The organism is Kribbella sp. NPDC056951, from assembly GCF_042674205.1.
Classification (GTDB): domain Bacteria; phylum Actinomycetota; class Actinomycetes; order Propionibacteriales; family Kribbellaceae; genus Kribbella; species Kribbella yunnanensis.
In genome coordinates this window covers 233,206-246,817 of sequence record NZ_JBHUQZ010000010.1, presented here as the reverse complement: position 1 = coordinate 246,817, position 13,612 = coordinate 233,206, and the positions used below count along the sequence as shown (strand labels likewise).

Annotated in this window: 14 protein-coding genes and 1 tRNA gene; 9 read left to right on the top strand and 6 right to left on the bottom strand. The window is 67.6% G+C overall.

From position 1 onward, the window contains the following. Positions 1–116: 116 nt before the first annotated feature. The 3 genes from ACFTSF_RS32145 to ACFTSF_RS32135 form a co-directional block, all read right to left on the bottom strand. Positions 117–190 (bottom strand) — tRNA-Val (locus tag ACFTSF_RS32145). 24 nt (positions 191–214) lie between these two features. Next, complete coding sequence (locus ACFTSF_RS32140) at positions 215–670, bottom strand: peroxiredoxin (protein ID WP_380158196.1); 456 nt, start codon at positions 668–670, stop codon at positions 215–217. Position 671: 1 nt separating this feature from the next. Continuing rightward, the gene (locus ACFTSF_RS32135) at positions 672–1,112 is read right to left on the bottom strand and encodes a DUF3052 domain-containing protein (RefSeq protein ID WP_344152193.1); all 441 of its coding nucleotides are present in this window, start codon (positions 1,110–1,112) and stop codon (positions 672–674) included. Positions 1,113–1,408: 296 nt separating this feature from the next. Between ACFTSF_RS32135 and aceE the strand changes: the two genes are divergently transcribed. Then, positions 1,409–4,138 carry a pyruvate dehydrogenase (acetyl-transferring), homodimeric type gene (gene aceE / locus ACFTSF_RS32130; protein WP_380158207.1) on the top strand — a complete coding sequence of 910 codons (2,730 nt, stop codon included), beginning with the start codon at positions 1,409–1,411 and terminating at the stop codon, positions 4,136–4,138. A 202-nt stretch (positions 4,139–4,340) separates the two neighbouring features. Here the strand turns inward: aceE and sfnG are convergent, their stop codons facing one another. The 3 genes from sfnG to ACFTSF_RS32115 all read right to left on the bottom strand — a co-directional run bounded on the left by sfnG (position 4,341) and on the right by ACFTSF_RS32115 (position 6,807). Next, positions 4,341–5,453: a dimethylsulfone monooxygenase SfnG gene (gene sfnG, locus ACFTSF_RS32125; RefSeq protein ID WP_380158194.1), complete on the bottom strand. Its 1,113-nt coding sequence runs from the start codon at positions 5,451–5,453 to the stop codon at positions 4,341–4,343. Then, a complete protein-coding gene (locus ACFTSF_RS32120; protein ID WP_380158193.1) occupies positions 5,453–6,670 on the bottom strand; it encodes an acyl-CoA dehydrogenase family protein in 1,218 nt (405 codons plus the stop codon). Before ACFTSF_RS32120 ends, sfnG begins: the two co-directional genes overlap by 1 nt. A gap of 65 nt (positions 6,671–6,735) precedes the next feature. Continuing rightward, entirely contained in the window at positions 6,736–6,807 is a 72-nt protein-coding gene (locus ACFTSF_RS32115; protein ID WP_355465572.1) for a putative leader peptide, read from the bottom strand. An 80-nt stretch (positions 6,808–6,887) separates the two neighbouring features. Here ACFTSF_RS32115 and ACFTSF_RS32110 point away from each other — a divergent pair, with 80 nt between their 5' ends. The 8 genes from ACFTSF_RS32110 to ACFTSF_RS32075 all read left to right on the top strand — a co-directional run bounded on the left by ACFTSF_RS32110 (position 6,888) and on the right by ACFTSF_RS32075 (position 13,606). Beyond that, entirely contained in the window at positions 6,888–7,409 is a 522-nt protein-coding gene (locus ACFTSF_RS32110; protein WP_380158191.1) for a GNAT family N-acetyltransferase, read from the top strand. A gap of 101 nt (positions 7,410–7,510) precedes the next feature. After that, entirely contained in the window at positions 7,511–8,464 is a 954-nt protein-coding gene (locus tag ACFTSF_RS32105) for a Gfo/Idh/MocA family protein (protein WP_380158189.1), read from the top strand. Next, positions 8,461–9,192, top strand: coding sequence for a creatininase family protein (locus tag ACFTSF_RS32100; RefSeq protein ID WP_380158187.1), 732 nt, complete (start codon positions 8,461–8,463; stop codon positions 9,190–9,192). Before ACFTSF_RS32105 ends, ACFTSF_RS32100 begins: the two co-directional genes overlap by 4 nt. Beyond that, positions 9,189–9,947, top strand: a complete 759-nt coding sequence (locus tag ACFTSF_RS32095) for an amidohydrolase family protein (protein ID WP_380158185.1) — start codon at positions 9,189–9,191, stop codon at positions 9,945–9,947. Before ACFTSF_RS32100 ends, ACFTSF_RS32095 begins: the two co-directional genes overlap by 4 nt. Then, positions 9,944–11,029, top strand: coding sequence for a mandelate racemase/muconate lactonizing enzyme family protein (locus ACFTSF_RS32090; protein WP_380158183.1), 1,086 nt, complete (start codon positions 9,944–9,946; stop codon positions 11,027–11,029). The genes ACFTSF_RS32095 and ACFTSF_RS32090 overlap by 4 nt, the downstream gene beginning before the upstream one ends. Continuing rightward, positions 11,026–11,901 (top strand): amidohydrolase family protein, encoded by an 876-nt coding sequence (locus ACFTSF_RS32085; protein WP_344152217.1) that lies wholly within the window; start codon positions 11,026–11,028, stop codon positions 11,899–11,901. Before ACFTSF_RS32090 ends, ACFTSF_RS32085 begins: the two co-directional genes overlap by 4 nt. After that, positions 11,898–12,632 (top strand): amidohydrolase family protein, encoded by a 735-nt coding sequence (locus ACFTSF_RS32080; RefSeq protein WP_380158181.1) that lies wholly within the window; start codon positions 11,898–11,900, stop codon positions 12,630–12,632. The genes ACFTSF_RS32085 and ACFTSF_RS32080 overlap by 4 nt, the downstream gene beginning before the upstream one ends. 17 nt (positions 12,633–12,649) lie before the next feature. Further along, complete coding sequence (locus ACFTSF_RS32075; RefSeq protein WP_380158179.1) at positions 12,650–13,606, top strand: dihydrodipicolinate synthase family protein; 957 nt, start codon at positions 12,650–12,652, stop codon at positions 13,604–13,606. The last annotated feature ends 6 nt before the right edge of the window (positions 13,607–13,612 follow it).

Genomic DNA, 13,612 nt, shown 5'->3' with positions numbered 1-13,612 from the left:
CCCCAGCAGCAGCCCGTTCCGGCCAGCAAAGAGTTAAGAATTCCACGACCTCGCCGACATGATGACAACGAGTGGCGGGGCGCCGGGATACGGCGCCGTGACGAAACAGAAACGGGTGGGCTGTGAGGGACTCGAACCCCCGACCCCCTCGGTGTAAACGAGGTGCTCTAACCAACTGAGCTAACAGCCCTTGCGACGGCAAACCGTATCACTGTCAGGACCTCAGACCTGCCAGGGCCTCGGCATAGTCGTCCGGATTTCGTGCTTCCGGCATCGCGTTGACGACCGACCAGCGGATCACTCCGGAACCGTCGATCACGAAGGTGGCTCGGCGGGCGCAGCCTCGGTCGGGGTCGAAGGCGCCGTACGACGAGGCGATGGCGCCGTGCGGCCAGAAGTCGGTGAGCAGGCTGAAGCCGAGCCGCTCGGCGTCGGAGTAGGCCCGCAGGGTGAACATGGGGTCGCAGGAGATCGCCAGGAAATCGGCCGTCGCCAGCAGGTCCGGACGGTCCCGTAGCGCCGTCAGCTCGCTCGTGCAGACCCCGCTGAAGGCGTACGGATAGAAGACCAGTACGACGGGACGCCCGGCGTACTGGTCGAGCCGGATCTCCGCGCCGTGCTGGTCGCGGGTGCTGAAGTCGGGGGCCCGGGTGCCGACAGCAGCTGTCACCTCAGCCCCGGCGACCCGACTTCGGAACCACCAGTTTGGTCGCCGACCAGTCGTCGGTGACGCTCAGCGTGCTCGTGGTGGACAGCCCGGCGGTCGGAGCGGCCTCGGCGATCTCGCTGCCCTCGACGTACCCGTCCCGGCCGACCTTGGGCGTCATCAGCCAGACGACTCCGCCCGCCTTCAGGTCGGTGAGGATCTCGAAGAAGGCGTCGACCAGGTCGCCGTCCTCCTCGCGGAACCAGAGCAGGACGACGTCGACCACCTCATCGGTGTCCTCGTCCACGAACTCTTCACCGGTGACTGCCCGGATCGCATCCCGCAGGTCGTCGTCGCAGTCGTCGTCGTAGCCGATCTCCTGCACGATCCAGCCGGCCTCCAGGCCGAGCCGGGCCGCCATGTTCGGCTGCTCCTTACCGTCCGCGTGGTCCGCGGTCGCGCTCACGTGTCCTCCTCGGTGATCCCCGTCGGAGCGGGGGTATGCGTCAGTAGCAGTAGTCCATCGTGACCTACCGCGTCGCGCAAGTATGCACGAGGTATCCGTGACGTGTCCGGTATCCGCGCGGCGGGTACTGTCCGTGTCCGCTCAGATCACGCTCCGGCAACCGTATTCTCGCGCGAGAGGAGACCGAAGTAGAACGCATTCCGAACAGGTGACAGGATTGCGGTGAAGACAACCAGAGAGAACGGCAGGACACCGTGGCTTCCGGACACGAACCACCAGCCATCATCACCGAGGGGATGCCCACCCAGCTCCCCGACATCGACCCCGACGAGACACGTGAGTGGGTCGAGTCGCTCGACGCCGTGCTGGACGAACGCGGCAAGGCGCGAGCGCGCTACCTGATGCTCAAGCTGATCGAGCGAGCCCGGGAGCGACAGGTCGGAGTGCCCGCCCTGCGGAGCACCGACTACATCAACTCGATCCCGCCCGAGCGTGAGCCGTGGTTCCCCGGCGACGAGCACATCGAGCGCCGGATCCGGGCCTTCATCCGGTGGAACGCCGCGGTGATGGTGAGCAAGGCGAACCGCAAGGGGCTCGAGGTCGGCGGTCACATCGCCACCTACCAGTCCGCGGCCAGCCTGTACGAGGTCGGTTTCAACCACTTCTTCCGCGGCAAGGACCACCCGGGCGGCGGTGACCAGGTCTTCATCCAGGGGCACGCCTCCCCCGGTATGTACGCCCGCGCCTTCCTCGAGGGCCGGCTCACCGCCGACCAGCTCGACGGATTCCGCCAGGAGGTGTCGCGCGGCCCGCACAAGGGTCTGTCGTCGTACCCGCACCCCCGCCTGATGCCGGACTTCTGGGAGTACCCGACGGTCTCGATGGGTCTGGCCGCCCTGGACTCGATCTACCAGGCGCGCTTCAACCGGTACATGCACCACCGCGGCATCAAGGACACCAGCGACCAGCACGTCTGGACGTTCCTGGGTGACGGCGAGATGGGCGAGCCGGAGTCGCTCGGCGCGATCGGCCTGGCCGCCCGCGAGGAGCTCGACAACCTCACCTTCGTGATCAACTGCAACCTGCAGCAGCTGGACGGGCCGGTCCGTGGAAACGGCAAGGTCATCCAGGAGCTGGAGGCGTTCTTCCGCGGTGCGGGCTGGAATGTCATCAAGGTGGTCTGGGGCCGCGAGTGGGACGCGCTGCTCGCCCAGGACCACGACGGCGCGCTGGTGAACAAGATGAACACCACGCCGGACGGCCAGTTCCAGACCTACTCCGTCGAGTCCGGGGACTACATCCGGAACAACTTCTTCGGCGGCGACCAGCGGCTGAAGCAGATGGTCAAGAACCTGTCCGACGACGACCTGCGCAAGCTGCCCCGCGGTGGGCACGACTACCGCAAGGTCTACGCAGCCTTCAAGAGCGCGAAGGAGCACGTCGGCCAGCCGACCGTGATCCTGGCCCAGACCGTCAAGGGCTGGACGATCGAGGCGCTGGAGGGTCGTAACGCGACTCACCAGATGAAGAAGCTGACCTCGGACGACCTGAAGACCTTCCGCGACCGGCTCTACCTGCCGATCGAGGACAAGGACCTCGAGGACGCCTACAACCCGCCGTACTTCCACCCCGGCAAGGACTCGCCGGAGTACCAGTACATGATGGAGCGGCGTTCCCAGCTCGGTGGTTTCCTGCCCGAGCGGCGGGTGCAGCCGAAGACGCTGAAGCTGCCTGGTGACGCGGTCTACAAGCCGCTCAGCAAGGGCAACGAGAAGACCCCGGTGGCGACCACGATGGCGCTCGTCCGGCTCTTCCGGGACCTGATGAAGGACCCGGAGATCGGGCACCGGATCGTCCCGATCGCGCCCGACGAGTACCGCACGTTCGGGATGGACTCGATGTTCCCGACGGCCAAGATCTACAACCCGCACGGGCAGACCTACGAGGCCGTCGACCGCGCCCTGCTGCTGGCCTACAAGGAGTCCTCGGCCGGTCAGCTGCTGCACGAAGGCATCAGCGAGGCCGGCGCGATGGGTTCGATGATCGCAGCCGGTACGGCGTATGCCACCCACGGCGAGCCGATGATCCCGTTCTACATCTTCTACTCGATGTTCGGCTTCCAGCGGACCGGTGACTCGCTCTGGGCGCTCGGCGACCAGCTCGGCCGCGGTTTCGTGGTCGGCGCCACCGCCGGCCGGACGACGCTGACGGGTGAGGGTCTGCAGCACGCGGACGGCCACTCGCCGCTGCTCGCCTCGTCGAACCCGGCGGCCGTGCACTACGACCCCGCGTTCGCCTACGAGGTCGCGCACATCGTCAAGGACGGCCTGCGCCGGATGTACGGCTACGGGCTGGACAAGGACAAGCCGTACGGCGAGGACATCTTCTACTACCTCACCGTCTACAACGAGCCGGTCGCGCAGCCGGCCGAGCCCAAGGATCTGGACGTCGCGGCCCTGCTCAAGGGCATGTACCGCTTCGAGGAGTACCAGACCGCCGCGGGTGACGACGTATCGCGCATCCAGCTGCTCGGCTCGGGTGTCGCGCTGCCGTGGATCCGCAAGGCCCAGCAGATCCTCGCCGAGGAGTACTCGGTGGCCGCCGACATCTGGTCGGTGACCTCGTGGAACGAGCTGCGCCGGGACGCGATCGCGGCCGAGGAGCACAACCTGCTGCACCCGGACGAGCCGGAGCAGGTGCCGTTCATCACCGAGCAACTGAAGGACACCAAGGGTCCGGTCGTCGCGGTGAGCGACTTCATGCGCGCCGTACAGGACCAGATCTCCCGCTGGGTGCCGAACGACTACACCTCGCTCGGTACCGACGGCTGGGGCCTGGCCGACACCCGGGCCGCGGCCCGGCGGCACTTCCAGGTCGACGCCGAGTCGGTCGTCGTCGCAGCCCTGCAGATCCTCGCGAAGCGCGGTGACGTCAAGCCGGAGGTCGCGGCCGAGGCGGCCCGCAAGTACCGGATCGACGACCCGACCGCGGTCGCCGGCGTGAAGCAGGAAGGCGCCGGCGCCTGATCGCCGCTTAGCACCGTAACGAGAGGGTCCACCCCGCCCCGGGCTGGACCCTCTCGTCATGTGGTGCGCCGATCGGCCGGTGGGCCGATCGGCAAGGGTGCGGCCGGGCCTGGTGACCCCGGCCGAACCCGTTCCTGGGACCGGTACGACGCCGCCGCTGGCGACTGTGGGCGGCAACGTCGTCCGGCCGTACCGCGGGTCGTCAGACCGCCGCGAATTCCAGTTCTGCGTTGCGCTCGGCGGCTTCCAGTTCGCGGACCAGGGGGAGGACGCGAGCCCCGAAGTACTCGATCTCCTCCTGGAAGTGCAGGAAGCCGCCGAGGATCAGGTCGACCCCGCGGCGCCGGTACGCGACGATGCGTTCGGCGATCTGTTCCGGCGTACCGATCAGCTGCGACCGGAAGCCGTCGTTGTACTGAACCAGGTCCTCGAACGACGAGTCCGCCCACATCCCCTTGCCATCAGGCGCTGACCGGCCGGCCTGGGTCACGGCGTCCCGGAACCCTTCGACGGCCGGTTTGTTGGCCTTGGCAACGATCTCGCGCAGGACGTCCCGGGCTTCCTTCTCGGTGTCGCGGGCGATGATGAACCCGTTCAGCCCGAACCGCACCTCGCGACCGCCCACGTCGGCCGCGCTTCGCCGTACGTCGAGGAGTTGTTCGGTGACGCCGTCGAAGTCCTTGCCGTTCGAGAAGTACCAGTCGGAGTGCTTCCCCGCGTTATCCCGGGCCGCGGTCGAGTTGCCGCCCTGGAACAGCTCCGGTACGACGCCTGGTTTCGGCTTCAGCGTGAAGTCGCGGATCCGGTAGAAGTCACCGGCGAACTCCACGTTGTCCTCGGTCCACAACTTGCGCAGCACCTGCAGGAACTCGGCCGACCGCCGATACCGCTCGTCGTGCTCCAGCCACGGCTCACCCAACGCGGTGAACTCGCCCTTGAACCACCCACTGACCACGTTCACCGCGAAGCGCCCACCTGAAAGGTGGTCCGCAGTGGCACCGAACTTCGCCAGTACGCCGGGTTGCCACAGCCCGGGGTGAACCGCGGCAATGACCTTCAGCCGCTCGGTCGCCAGCAGCAGGGCGAGGCTGAAGCTCGTCGATTCGTGCTGGAACTCGGCACCGTAGCTCGCCGTGTAGCGCACTTGGCTGAGCGCGTACTCGAACCCGACCCGCTCGGCCGTCTGAGCCAGCTTCTTGTTGTACTCGAAGTCCCAGCTCGTCCGTTGCTCGATGTCACTGGTGACGAGGCCACCGCTGACGTTGGGAACCCAGTAGGCGAACTTGACCTCGTCCGCGACGCGTTCGGTCGACATCAGCTGTACCAGGTCGGCTCGGGCAGTTCGCCGACGAGCAGGTGCCGGCCGACTTCGCGGCGCTTGTACGCCACCGGGTCGTGCAGGGTGTGGGTCCGGACGTTCCGCCAGAACCGGTCGAGTCCTTCGATCGTGGCGGTCGACCGCGCGCCGGTGACCTCGAAGATCCGGCTCGTCACCTCCAGCGCGACTTCGGTGGCCCGCGCCTTGACCGCCGCGACGCGTACTTCATGCTCGCCACGCTGCTGCTCAGTCACCTCCCAGGCGTTCTCGTGGATGACCTGACCTTCTAGCGCGACCGCGTCGGCCAGCGCTTCGACAGCCCACAGTTTCGACTGCAGATCGCCGTACGCGTCGATGACGGCGGGTTCGTCGACCGCGGACGCATGGCCACCGTGCAGCCAGGAGCGGCTCTTCTCGCGGGTGTAGGTGATCGCGGTCTCGAGCGCGCCGCGCGCGATGCCGAGGTAGAAGTTCACGAAGACCAGTTGGATGGTCGGGACGTTGAGCGTGTTGTAGACGCGTGGCTGGAAGGTCTTGCCGACGAACCCGGCCGCCTGGTCCCAGCCGACGCGGACATGGTTGAGGCTGACGCTGCCGCTCTCGGTCAGCCGCTGGCCGATGTTGTCCCAGTCGTCGTGGAACGTCAGGCCTTCGATATCGGACGGCACGATGACGAAGACATGGTTGCCGCTGTCGAGCAGCGTGCCTTCGAGCACGGTCACATCGGAGACCTTGCTGCCGGTCGAGAAGCTCTTGCGGCCGCTGAAGCTGATGGTGTCGCCTTCGTCGGTGACGACCACATCCGCGTCTCGTGGGTTCACTGCTCCACCGAAGAACCACTTGGCCGTCGTGGCCTGCTCTTCGACCGCGGCGATCTGTTCCTTGGTCCCGACCAGCCGCGCGGCCCAGAACCAGAGCAAGTGGTACCCGAGCAGCTGGCCGATCGACCCGTCGGCCGTCGCGACCGTCCGGATGACCTGGTACGCCGTCGGCCAGGTCTGACCGCCGCCACCATGTTCGGCCGGACCGAGCAGCGTGACGAGACCGGAGTCCTTGAGCAACTGAACTTCGTCGTACGGCGTGGCGCCGGCGCGATCGCGTTCCGCCGCGTCGACGGCGAGAATCGCGGCCACTTCGGCGGCACGCTGGATCCACTCCTGCGGGGTGGACGGGGTGATTTCGGACAGGGCAGGGCGAAGCGATGAGGTTGACATGAGTCTGAAACTCCTTGTTTCCCAGGGGATTCCGGATGGGGTGGGGTGAGGGCCGGCCGCTGGAATCAACACGCCTGGGAGGCGACGCGCAGCAGGTCGATGTGGCGGCGCTGCACCAGGATCAACTCGCGAGTCATAGTCCCATTGTCGACTGACTAAGTAGACATTCGTCAACCAGCCCGTGGCGCGTCTCAACCGGTGGACCTAACCTCGAGCCATGCCTGAGTTGATCGCGCCGGACGCGGCGCTGCACCAGTCCTGGCTGGAGTCGCTGGCCGAGTGGGGAACCGCCACACAGGACGGATCCGGGAACTACCAGGAGTTCGACGTCCACAGCGCCGAGGGTTTTGAGGCCTGGGTCAAACACCTGTGGGCGCGGAGCGACCCGAGTACGCCGATGAAGCCGGGGTTCGTGCACGCGACGCACTGGTGGATCGTCGAGGACGGTGAATACCTCGGGGCGATCACGTTGCGGCACAGCCTGACCGACAAGTTGCTCGAGGGTGGCGGACACGTCGGGTACGGCGTTCGCCCGTCTGCACGCGGTCGCGGGCTGGCGGCGTGGGCACTCGGCGAGGTCGTGAAGCACGCGCGGGAGCGCGGTCTGGAGCGCGTCATGGTGAGCTGCGACGACGCCAATCTCGCGTCGGCCAAGACGATCGAACGCAACGGCGGTGTACTGGAAGACGTCCGCGAGACCTGGCTGGGAACCACCCGCCGCTACTGGATCGCCACCTGACTGGTCTACGCGAAGTCGCGCGCCGACATTGCCGGACGGCGGCCTGACCCATTAAACTTCAGAACTCAGAAACTATCTACGAGATTTCGAAGGATGAAGCGATGCGGGTGGCGCTCGTGGGACTCGGAGACATCGGTCTCTCCGCACACCTACCTGCCCTCCAAAGACACCCAGACATCAACCTCGTCCAACTGGCAGATCCAAACCCCACCCGCCGAACAGCAGTCGCCGAGCTGCAGATTCCACTCTCGGCTGCTGTGGATCCCACCACCGTCGATGCAGTCGTGCTGGCCACTCCCCCGTGGGTGACTCCCGGGCTGACCATCAGCTACGCGCAGGCCGGATTGTTCGTGCTGGCGGAGAAGCCGGTGGCGACCTCTATCGAGGCTGCGGGGGTTTATGGGCGGCTCAACCCGGACGAGCGGGGGCGGGTGCAGGTGGGGCTCACGTACCGGCATGATCCGGCGATCGGGCAGTTGGCGAGCTGGATCGCGGATGGGACGCTGGGTGAGACCGTGCTGGTTCGCGCGCACATCTACGACGAACCGTTCCGCCCGGATGACACCGAGCACACCGCGCGCATCACCGCCACGCTCGAACACGGTCCGCCGGTGGTCCACGAGGGCGCACATGTGTTCGACTGGCTGACTTGCCTGCTGAACGGCCAGCCGACAGTTGAGGACGCTTGGGCGGTGCACACCCGCCCCGGCCTCCCCGCGCCGAACCTCACAGGCGCCCGTCTCACCTACCCGGGCGGCCACCAGGCTCTGGTCGAGTTCGGCTGGTTCACCGGCGCACTCCCCCGGTGCGAACTGACCGTCCTCGGCGACCGCGGCCTCGCCGTACTGGACGGCTTCACCTTCGATCTCACGTTGACGACAGCGGAGGGCGAGAAGGTGGTCCGCTTCCCCGGCGACCGGATGACGCGCTGCTTCGACCGGCAGCTCGACCGGTTCGTTGCCCTCTACAACGGTACCCGCGCAGCCGAACCGTCGCTCGACGACGGGCTCGCCGCGCTCCACACCGCCCAGCTGATCGCAGGGAAAACCACATGACCCTCAAACACTGTCACCGAACCAACCGCTCCGAGCTCAACGAGCTGTTGCCTGAGGCAATCGTCATTCTCCCGATCGGCGCCACCGAACAACACGGCCCGCACCTCGCGACCGGCACCGACTGGATGCTCGCCGAAGCCGTCACCCACCAGGCCGCCATCCTCATCCACGACCGCGCCCAACGCCCGCTCGTCCTCGCACCGACCCTCCCGTACGGCGCCTCCGACCACCACCTGCCCTTCGGCGGCACGCTGTCACTCACCCCAGAGACCCTTCTCGCCGTGCTGCGAGACCTCACCCGCTCACTCGCCGCATCAGGCGGCCGCAGACTGCTCCTGGTCAACGGCCACGGCGGCAACATCGGCGTCTGTCACGCAGCCGCCGCAGCGGCCTCCAGCCGGTACGACGTCAATGTCGCGCACCTCGACTATTGGCGCCTGGCCCGGGACACCGGCGACACCCCGCTCCCCGGTCACGCCGGTGCCTTCGAGACCGCGCTCATGCTGGCCCAGGACGAAGGACTAGTCGCAGAACGCCACCCGCGCCCCGATCCCCCGAGCAGTCCCGCGATCGACGACGTACAGCTGCACACCGCCGAAAGCTGGCGGCGGATCGACGGCTACACCGACCACCCGGAGCGCGCCGATGCCGACACCGGCCGCGCCTGGTTCGACCAACTCGCGACCGCCCTCGGCGATCGCATTCTCGAACTCGCGGAGGCGTTGTGATCGACTTCCACACCCACACACCAGCGTGGGAAACGTCGACCTGGCTGGGCGGTGCGGCGTTCGGCGCGGACGAGTTCGTCGCGTTCATGGACTCCGCCGGTATCGAGCAAGCGGTCGTCCTCAGCCATGACGGCCTGTTCGACCCGACCCCGGAGTCGAACGACGCGCTGGCCGAGTTCGTGCACAAGTACCCGAACCGCCTGACCGGCTTCGGAACCGTCGCCGTCCGCCGCAAATCCGCCGTACAGGAGGCCGAGCGGATGGTCGGCGAGCTAGGCCTGCGCGGTCTCAAACTGCACCCGTGGCTGCAGGGTTTCAGCATGCACGAACGCGTGCTGGATCCGATCTGCGAGGTGATCACGTCGGTCGGCGGTGTCCTCCTCAGCCACGACGGCACCCCGCCGTACTCGACCGCCGGTCAGATCGCCGCCCTCGCCCGCCGGCACCCGAAGCTGCGCGTCGTCCTCGGTCACGGCGGCCTGCACGACCTCTGGCGCGAATCGCTCGCGATGACCCAGGAGACCGAGAACCTCTACCTCTGCCTGTGCGGAACCCCGCCGTACGCCGCCCGTCGCATCCTCGCCGAAGCGCCGCCGCACAAGGTCCTCTTCGGTACCGACGCCGGCCTGTCCGACAAGGCCAGCCAGGACTACGCGGTCGCCCGGGCCAAGGAGATCGACGGCTGGGGCATCACCGACGCCCAACGCCAAGCCATGCTCATCGACAACCCCCGCCGCCTCCTGGAAAAGCCATGATCGCAGCGATCCAAACCGCAAAGATCAGCCTGGAAGCCGATCCTGAGCTACTGGTCCGCGGCGCCCGAGGCGCGCACGACCGCTCGGACTTCCTGCTCGTCCGCGTCATCACCGACGACGGCATCGAAGGGTACGGCGAAGTCAGCGCCACCCCACTGTGGTCAGGCGAGGACGGCACCTCGGCCGACCACTTCATCCGAACCGTGATCGCCCCCGCCCTGATCGGCACGCCACTCACCCCGGTGGGCGCAGCCGACGACCTCATGGACAAGGTCCTGCACGGCAACCCGTTCACGAAGGCCGGCGTCTCGATCGCATTGTGGGACGCGTTCGCGCGCACCCTCGGCGTACCGCTGGCCGTTGCACTCGGCGGCGCCTACCGCACCGAGATCCCGATCAAGCTCTCGCTCTCCGGCGACGGCGAGCACCTCGAACGGGCGTACCAAGCCGCGACCGCCGCAGGGTTCAGCGCCTTCAAGGTGAAGGTTGGCGTCGGCAACGACCTGCAGCGGGTTCGCCAGGCCCGCCAACTCGTCGGCGACGCGTTCCTCGGCACCGACGCGAACGGCGGCTGGTCCCGCGCCGACGCCTCCCGCATCATCCCCGAGCTCGCCGCCCTGAACGTCGACTTCGTCGAGCAACCGCTGGAACCCCGCGATCTGCGAGGTCTCCACGAGCTCAGACAACTGGGTCTCCCGGTGATCGCCGACGAGTCCGTGTTCGGCCTCCACGACCTCGTCGACGTGATCGAGGCCCGTGCCGCCGACGTCATCAGCCTGTACGTCGGCAAGTCCGCCGGCCCCGGTCGCGCCGTACAGATGGGTCAACTCGCGACCGCGCACGGCCTCGACGTACTGATCGGCTCGAACGGCGAACTGGGGATCGGCGCCGCGGCCCAGCTGCACGTCGCGGCCGCGTTGCCCCGGCTGTCGGCGTACCCGAGCGACATCATCGGCGCCCACTACTACACCGAAGACGTGCTGGCGAAGCCGCTCGACAGTGACGGCCGGCTGGTCCGGTTGAGCGGTGAACCCGGCCTGGGAGTGACCTTGCGAGCCGACCTGTTGCGGGAGTTCCGATGATCGTCGATGTCCACGCGCACACTCCGACCCACCGCGACGCGGTCCCGGACGACGAGCGCCAGGTGTATACGAACTGGCGCAACGACCGGCCGGTGGTGACCACCAACACCTGGGCCGAGTACGACGAGGCGATGGCGGCGGCCGACGTGTCGATCGTGTTCAACATCGCCGTCGACGACCCGGTGGCCGCGACCGGGCTGCCGTATCCGCCGGAGCGCTGCAACGACAACACGATCGAGTTCGTCCGGGACAATCCGTCCAAACGGATCGGTTTCATGTCGGTGAACCCGACCGTTTTCGGCGCGTTCGACGAAGCCGATCGTTGCCGCGAGCAAGGTCTGGTCGGCGTGAAGCTCGGCCCGAACTACCAGAACTTCGACCCACTCGGCGAACATGCGCTGGCGTTCTACGACTACTGCCAGACGCACGGCCTGCCGATCCTCTTCCATTCCGGCGCATCCCCGATCCGCGAGGCCCCGCTGCGCTACACCTATCCGCTCGTCACCGACGAGATCGCGCTGCGGTACCCGGAGCTGCGGATCGTGATGGCGCACATGGGTCACCCGTGGAGCCGCGAGACGGTCGTGACGATCCGCAAACACCCGCATGTGTACGCCGATGTCTCGTCGATCTACCTGCGTCCGTGGGTGCTCTACCAGTCGCTGATCAACGCCGTCGAGTGGGGTGCGGCCGGCAAGCTGCTGCTCGGATCGGACTTCCCGATCGCGAACACCGGTGAGGCGATCGCCGGGCTGCGCACGGTCAACGACATGCTCGAAGGCACGAAACTGCCGCGCGTTCCGGACGAGGTCATCGAGGGGATCATCCATGCCGATGCCCTCGGCAACCTTGGTTTGAAGGTGCCCTCATGATCATCGACGCCCACTGCCGGATCGGTGACGGTCGCGAGGTCTCGTTGAATCCGGCCGACCTGATCGCCACGATGGATGCCCTGGGCATCGATCGCGCGATGATCGCGCCCGGCGAACGCTGCACCGCGTACGACAATCGCGAAGGCAACGAGCTCACCACGACAGCCGCCGTACAGTCGGACGGCCGTCTGCTCGCCTACGCGGTCGCCAACCCGTGGCGCGGCCGAGCCGCAATCGACGAGCTCGACCGAGCCAGGGACGCCGGAGCCGTGGCGCTGGCTGTCGACTCGACCCTGCAGGGGTTCGACCTGCTCGACGGACTCCTCGATCCGCTGCTCGACTTCGCCACCGAAGCCGGCTGGTTCGTCTACGTCCGGACCGGTACGCCGGCCACCGCGCTCCCGCTCCCCCTGGCCACCCTTGCCCGGCGCCGCCCGGAGTTGCCGGTGCTGATGGGCAAGAGCGGCGCGACCGACTTCTGGATCGACGCCGTCCCCGCCCTACTGCACGCCCCCAACCTGTACGGCGATACGTCGTACGCACCGTGGGACACCGTGCTGAACGGTTTCCTGGCCGAGCCCGGGATCGGGGCCGGCCGGTTGGTGTTCTCGACCGATTCGCCGTACACGGTGCCGTTCGCCGAAGTCGACCGGATCCGCGACTGGCCGATCGCCGACGACCAGAAGTCCGCCGTGTTCGGCGGCAACCTCGCCCGGCTGCTCGCCCGGTGACCTTCAAGGAGGACGACATGGCCACCACAGCAATCGGGTCCGAGCGACCCACCGACGCTTCACTCCTGGTCCGCGGGGTCTCCCCCGTGCTCGAGGTCCCGTTCACCGCTGACGGTGAGGTCGACTACGCCGGCTTCGAGCGGGTCGTCGGGTACGTGCTGTCGACCGGCGTCACCAGCGTGATGTTCCCCGGGTTCGCCTCGGAGTTCCACAAACTGTCCGAGGCCGAACGCCGCAAGCTGACCGGGATCCTGCTGTCGCAGACGCGCGACCGCGACGACGTGGCGGCGGTGGTCGCCGTACAGGATCATGCGACGCGGCTCGCGGCGTTGCGCGCGATGGAGTCGGTGGAGGCCGGGGCCGACCTGATCAACCTGCTGCCGCCGCACTTCTTGTCGCCGTCGCGCAACGCGCTGGCCGATCACGTGCGCACGGTGCTGACCGCGATCGACCCGATCCCGATGGTGCTGCAGTACGCGCCGAGCGAGACCGGTACCAGCCTCGACGCCGACCTGCTGCGCTCGATCGCGCAGGACCACCCGAACCTCCGCCTGGTCAAGGTCGAGTCGAGCCCGCCCGGCCCGCTGATCGCCGAGCTAGCCGCCGGTACGCCGTCCCTCGCAGCCCTGGAGGGGTACGCCGGGGTCCAGCTGCCCGACGCGATCCGCCGGGGCGCGGTCGGCACCCAGCCGGGTTGCTCGCTGACCGAGGTCTACGTGGAGATCTGGCGCCGCTTCGCCACCGGCGACGAGGCCGGCGGCGTCGAACTGCATCGCCGCCTGCTCCCGTACATCTCGTACTGGATGCTCGACACCGAGCGCATCATCGCCGCCGAGAAACTCATCTCCGTCCGCCGCGGCCTCTTCGATTCCCCCTACTGCCGCGAACCCGCCCACCACCTGGACCCCGAAGAAATCCACATGGTCGACCGAGCCCTGGCCGACTTCGCCGACCTCCTCCCCCACCTCGGATGATCGATA

Excerpts from the sequence above, each read along its gene's own strand:
- ACFTSF_RS32100 (WP_380158187.1), top strand. The coding sequence starts at position 8,461 with ATGACCCTCAAACACTGTCACCGAACCAACCGCTCCGAGCTCAACGAG.
- ACFTSF_RS32080 (WP_380158181.1), top strand. The coding sequence starts at position 11,898 with ATGATCATCGACGCCCACTGCCGGATCGGTGACGGTCGCGAGGTCTCG.
- ACFTSF_RS32090 (WP_380158183.1), top strand. The coding sequence starts at position 9,944 with ATGATCGCAGCGATCCAAACCGCAAAGATCAGCCTGGAAGCCGATCCT.
- ACFTSF_RS32105 (WP_380158189.1), top strand. The coding sequence starts at position 7,511 with ATGCGGGTGGCGCTCGTGGGACTCGGAGACATCGGTCTCTCCGCACAC.
- sfnG (WP_380158194.1), bottom strand. The coding sequence starts at position 5,453 with ATGTCGACCGAACGCGTCGCGGACGAGGTCAAGTTCGCCTACTGGGTT.
- ACFTSF_RS32110 (WP_380158191.1), top strand. The coding sequence starts at position 6,888 with ATGCCTGAGTTGATCGCGCCGGACGCGGCGCTGCACCAGTCCTGGCTG.
- ACFTSF_RS32085 (WP_344152217.1), top strand. The coding sequence starts at position 11,026 with ATGATCGTCGATGTCCACGCGCACACTCCGACCCACCGCGACGCGGTC.
- ACFTSF_RS32075 (WP_380158179.1), top strand. The coding sequence starts at position 12,650 with ATGGCCACCACAGCAATCGGGTCCGAGCGACCCACCGACGCTTCACTC.
- ACFTSF_RS32120 (WP_380158193.1), bottom strand. The coding sequence starts at position 6,670 with ATGTCAACCTCATCGCTTCGCCCTGCCCTGTCCGAAATCACCCCGTCC.
- aceE (WP_380158207.1), top strand. The coding sequence starts at position 1,409 with ATGCCCACCCAGCTCCCCGACATCGACCCCGACGAGACACGTGAGTGG.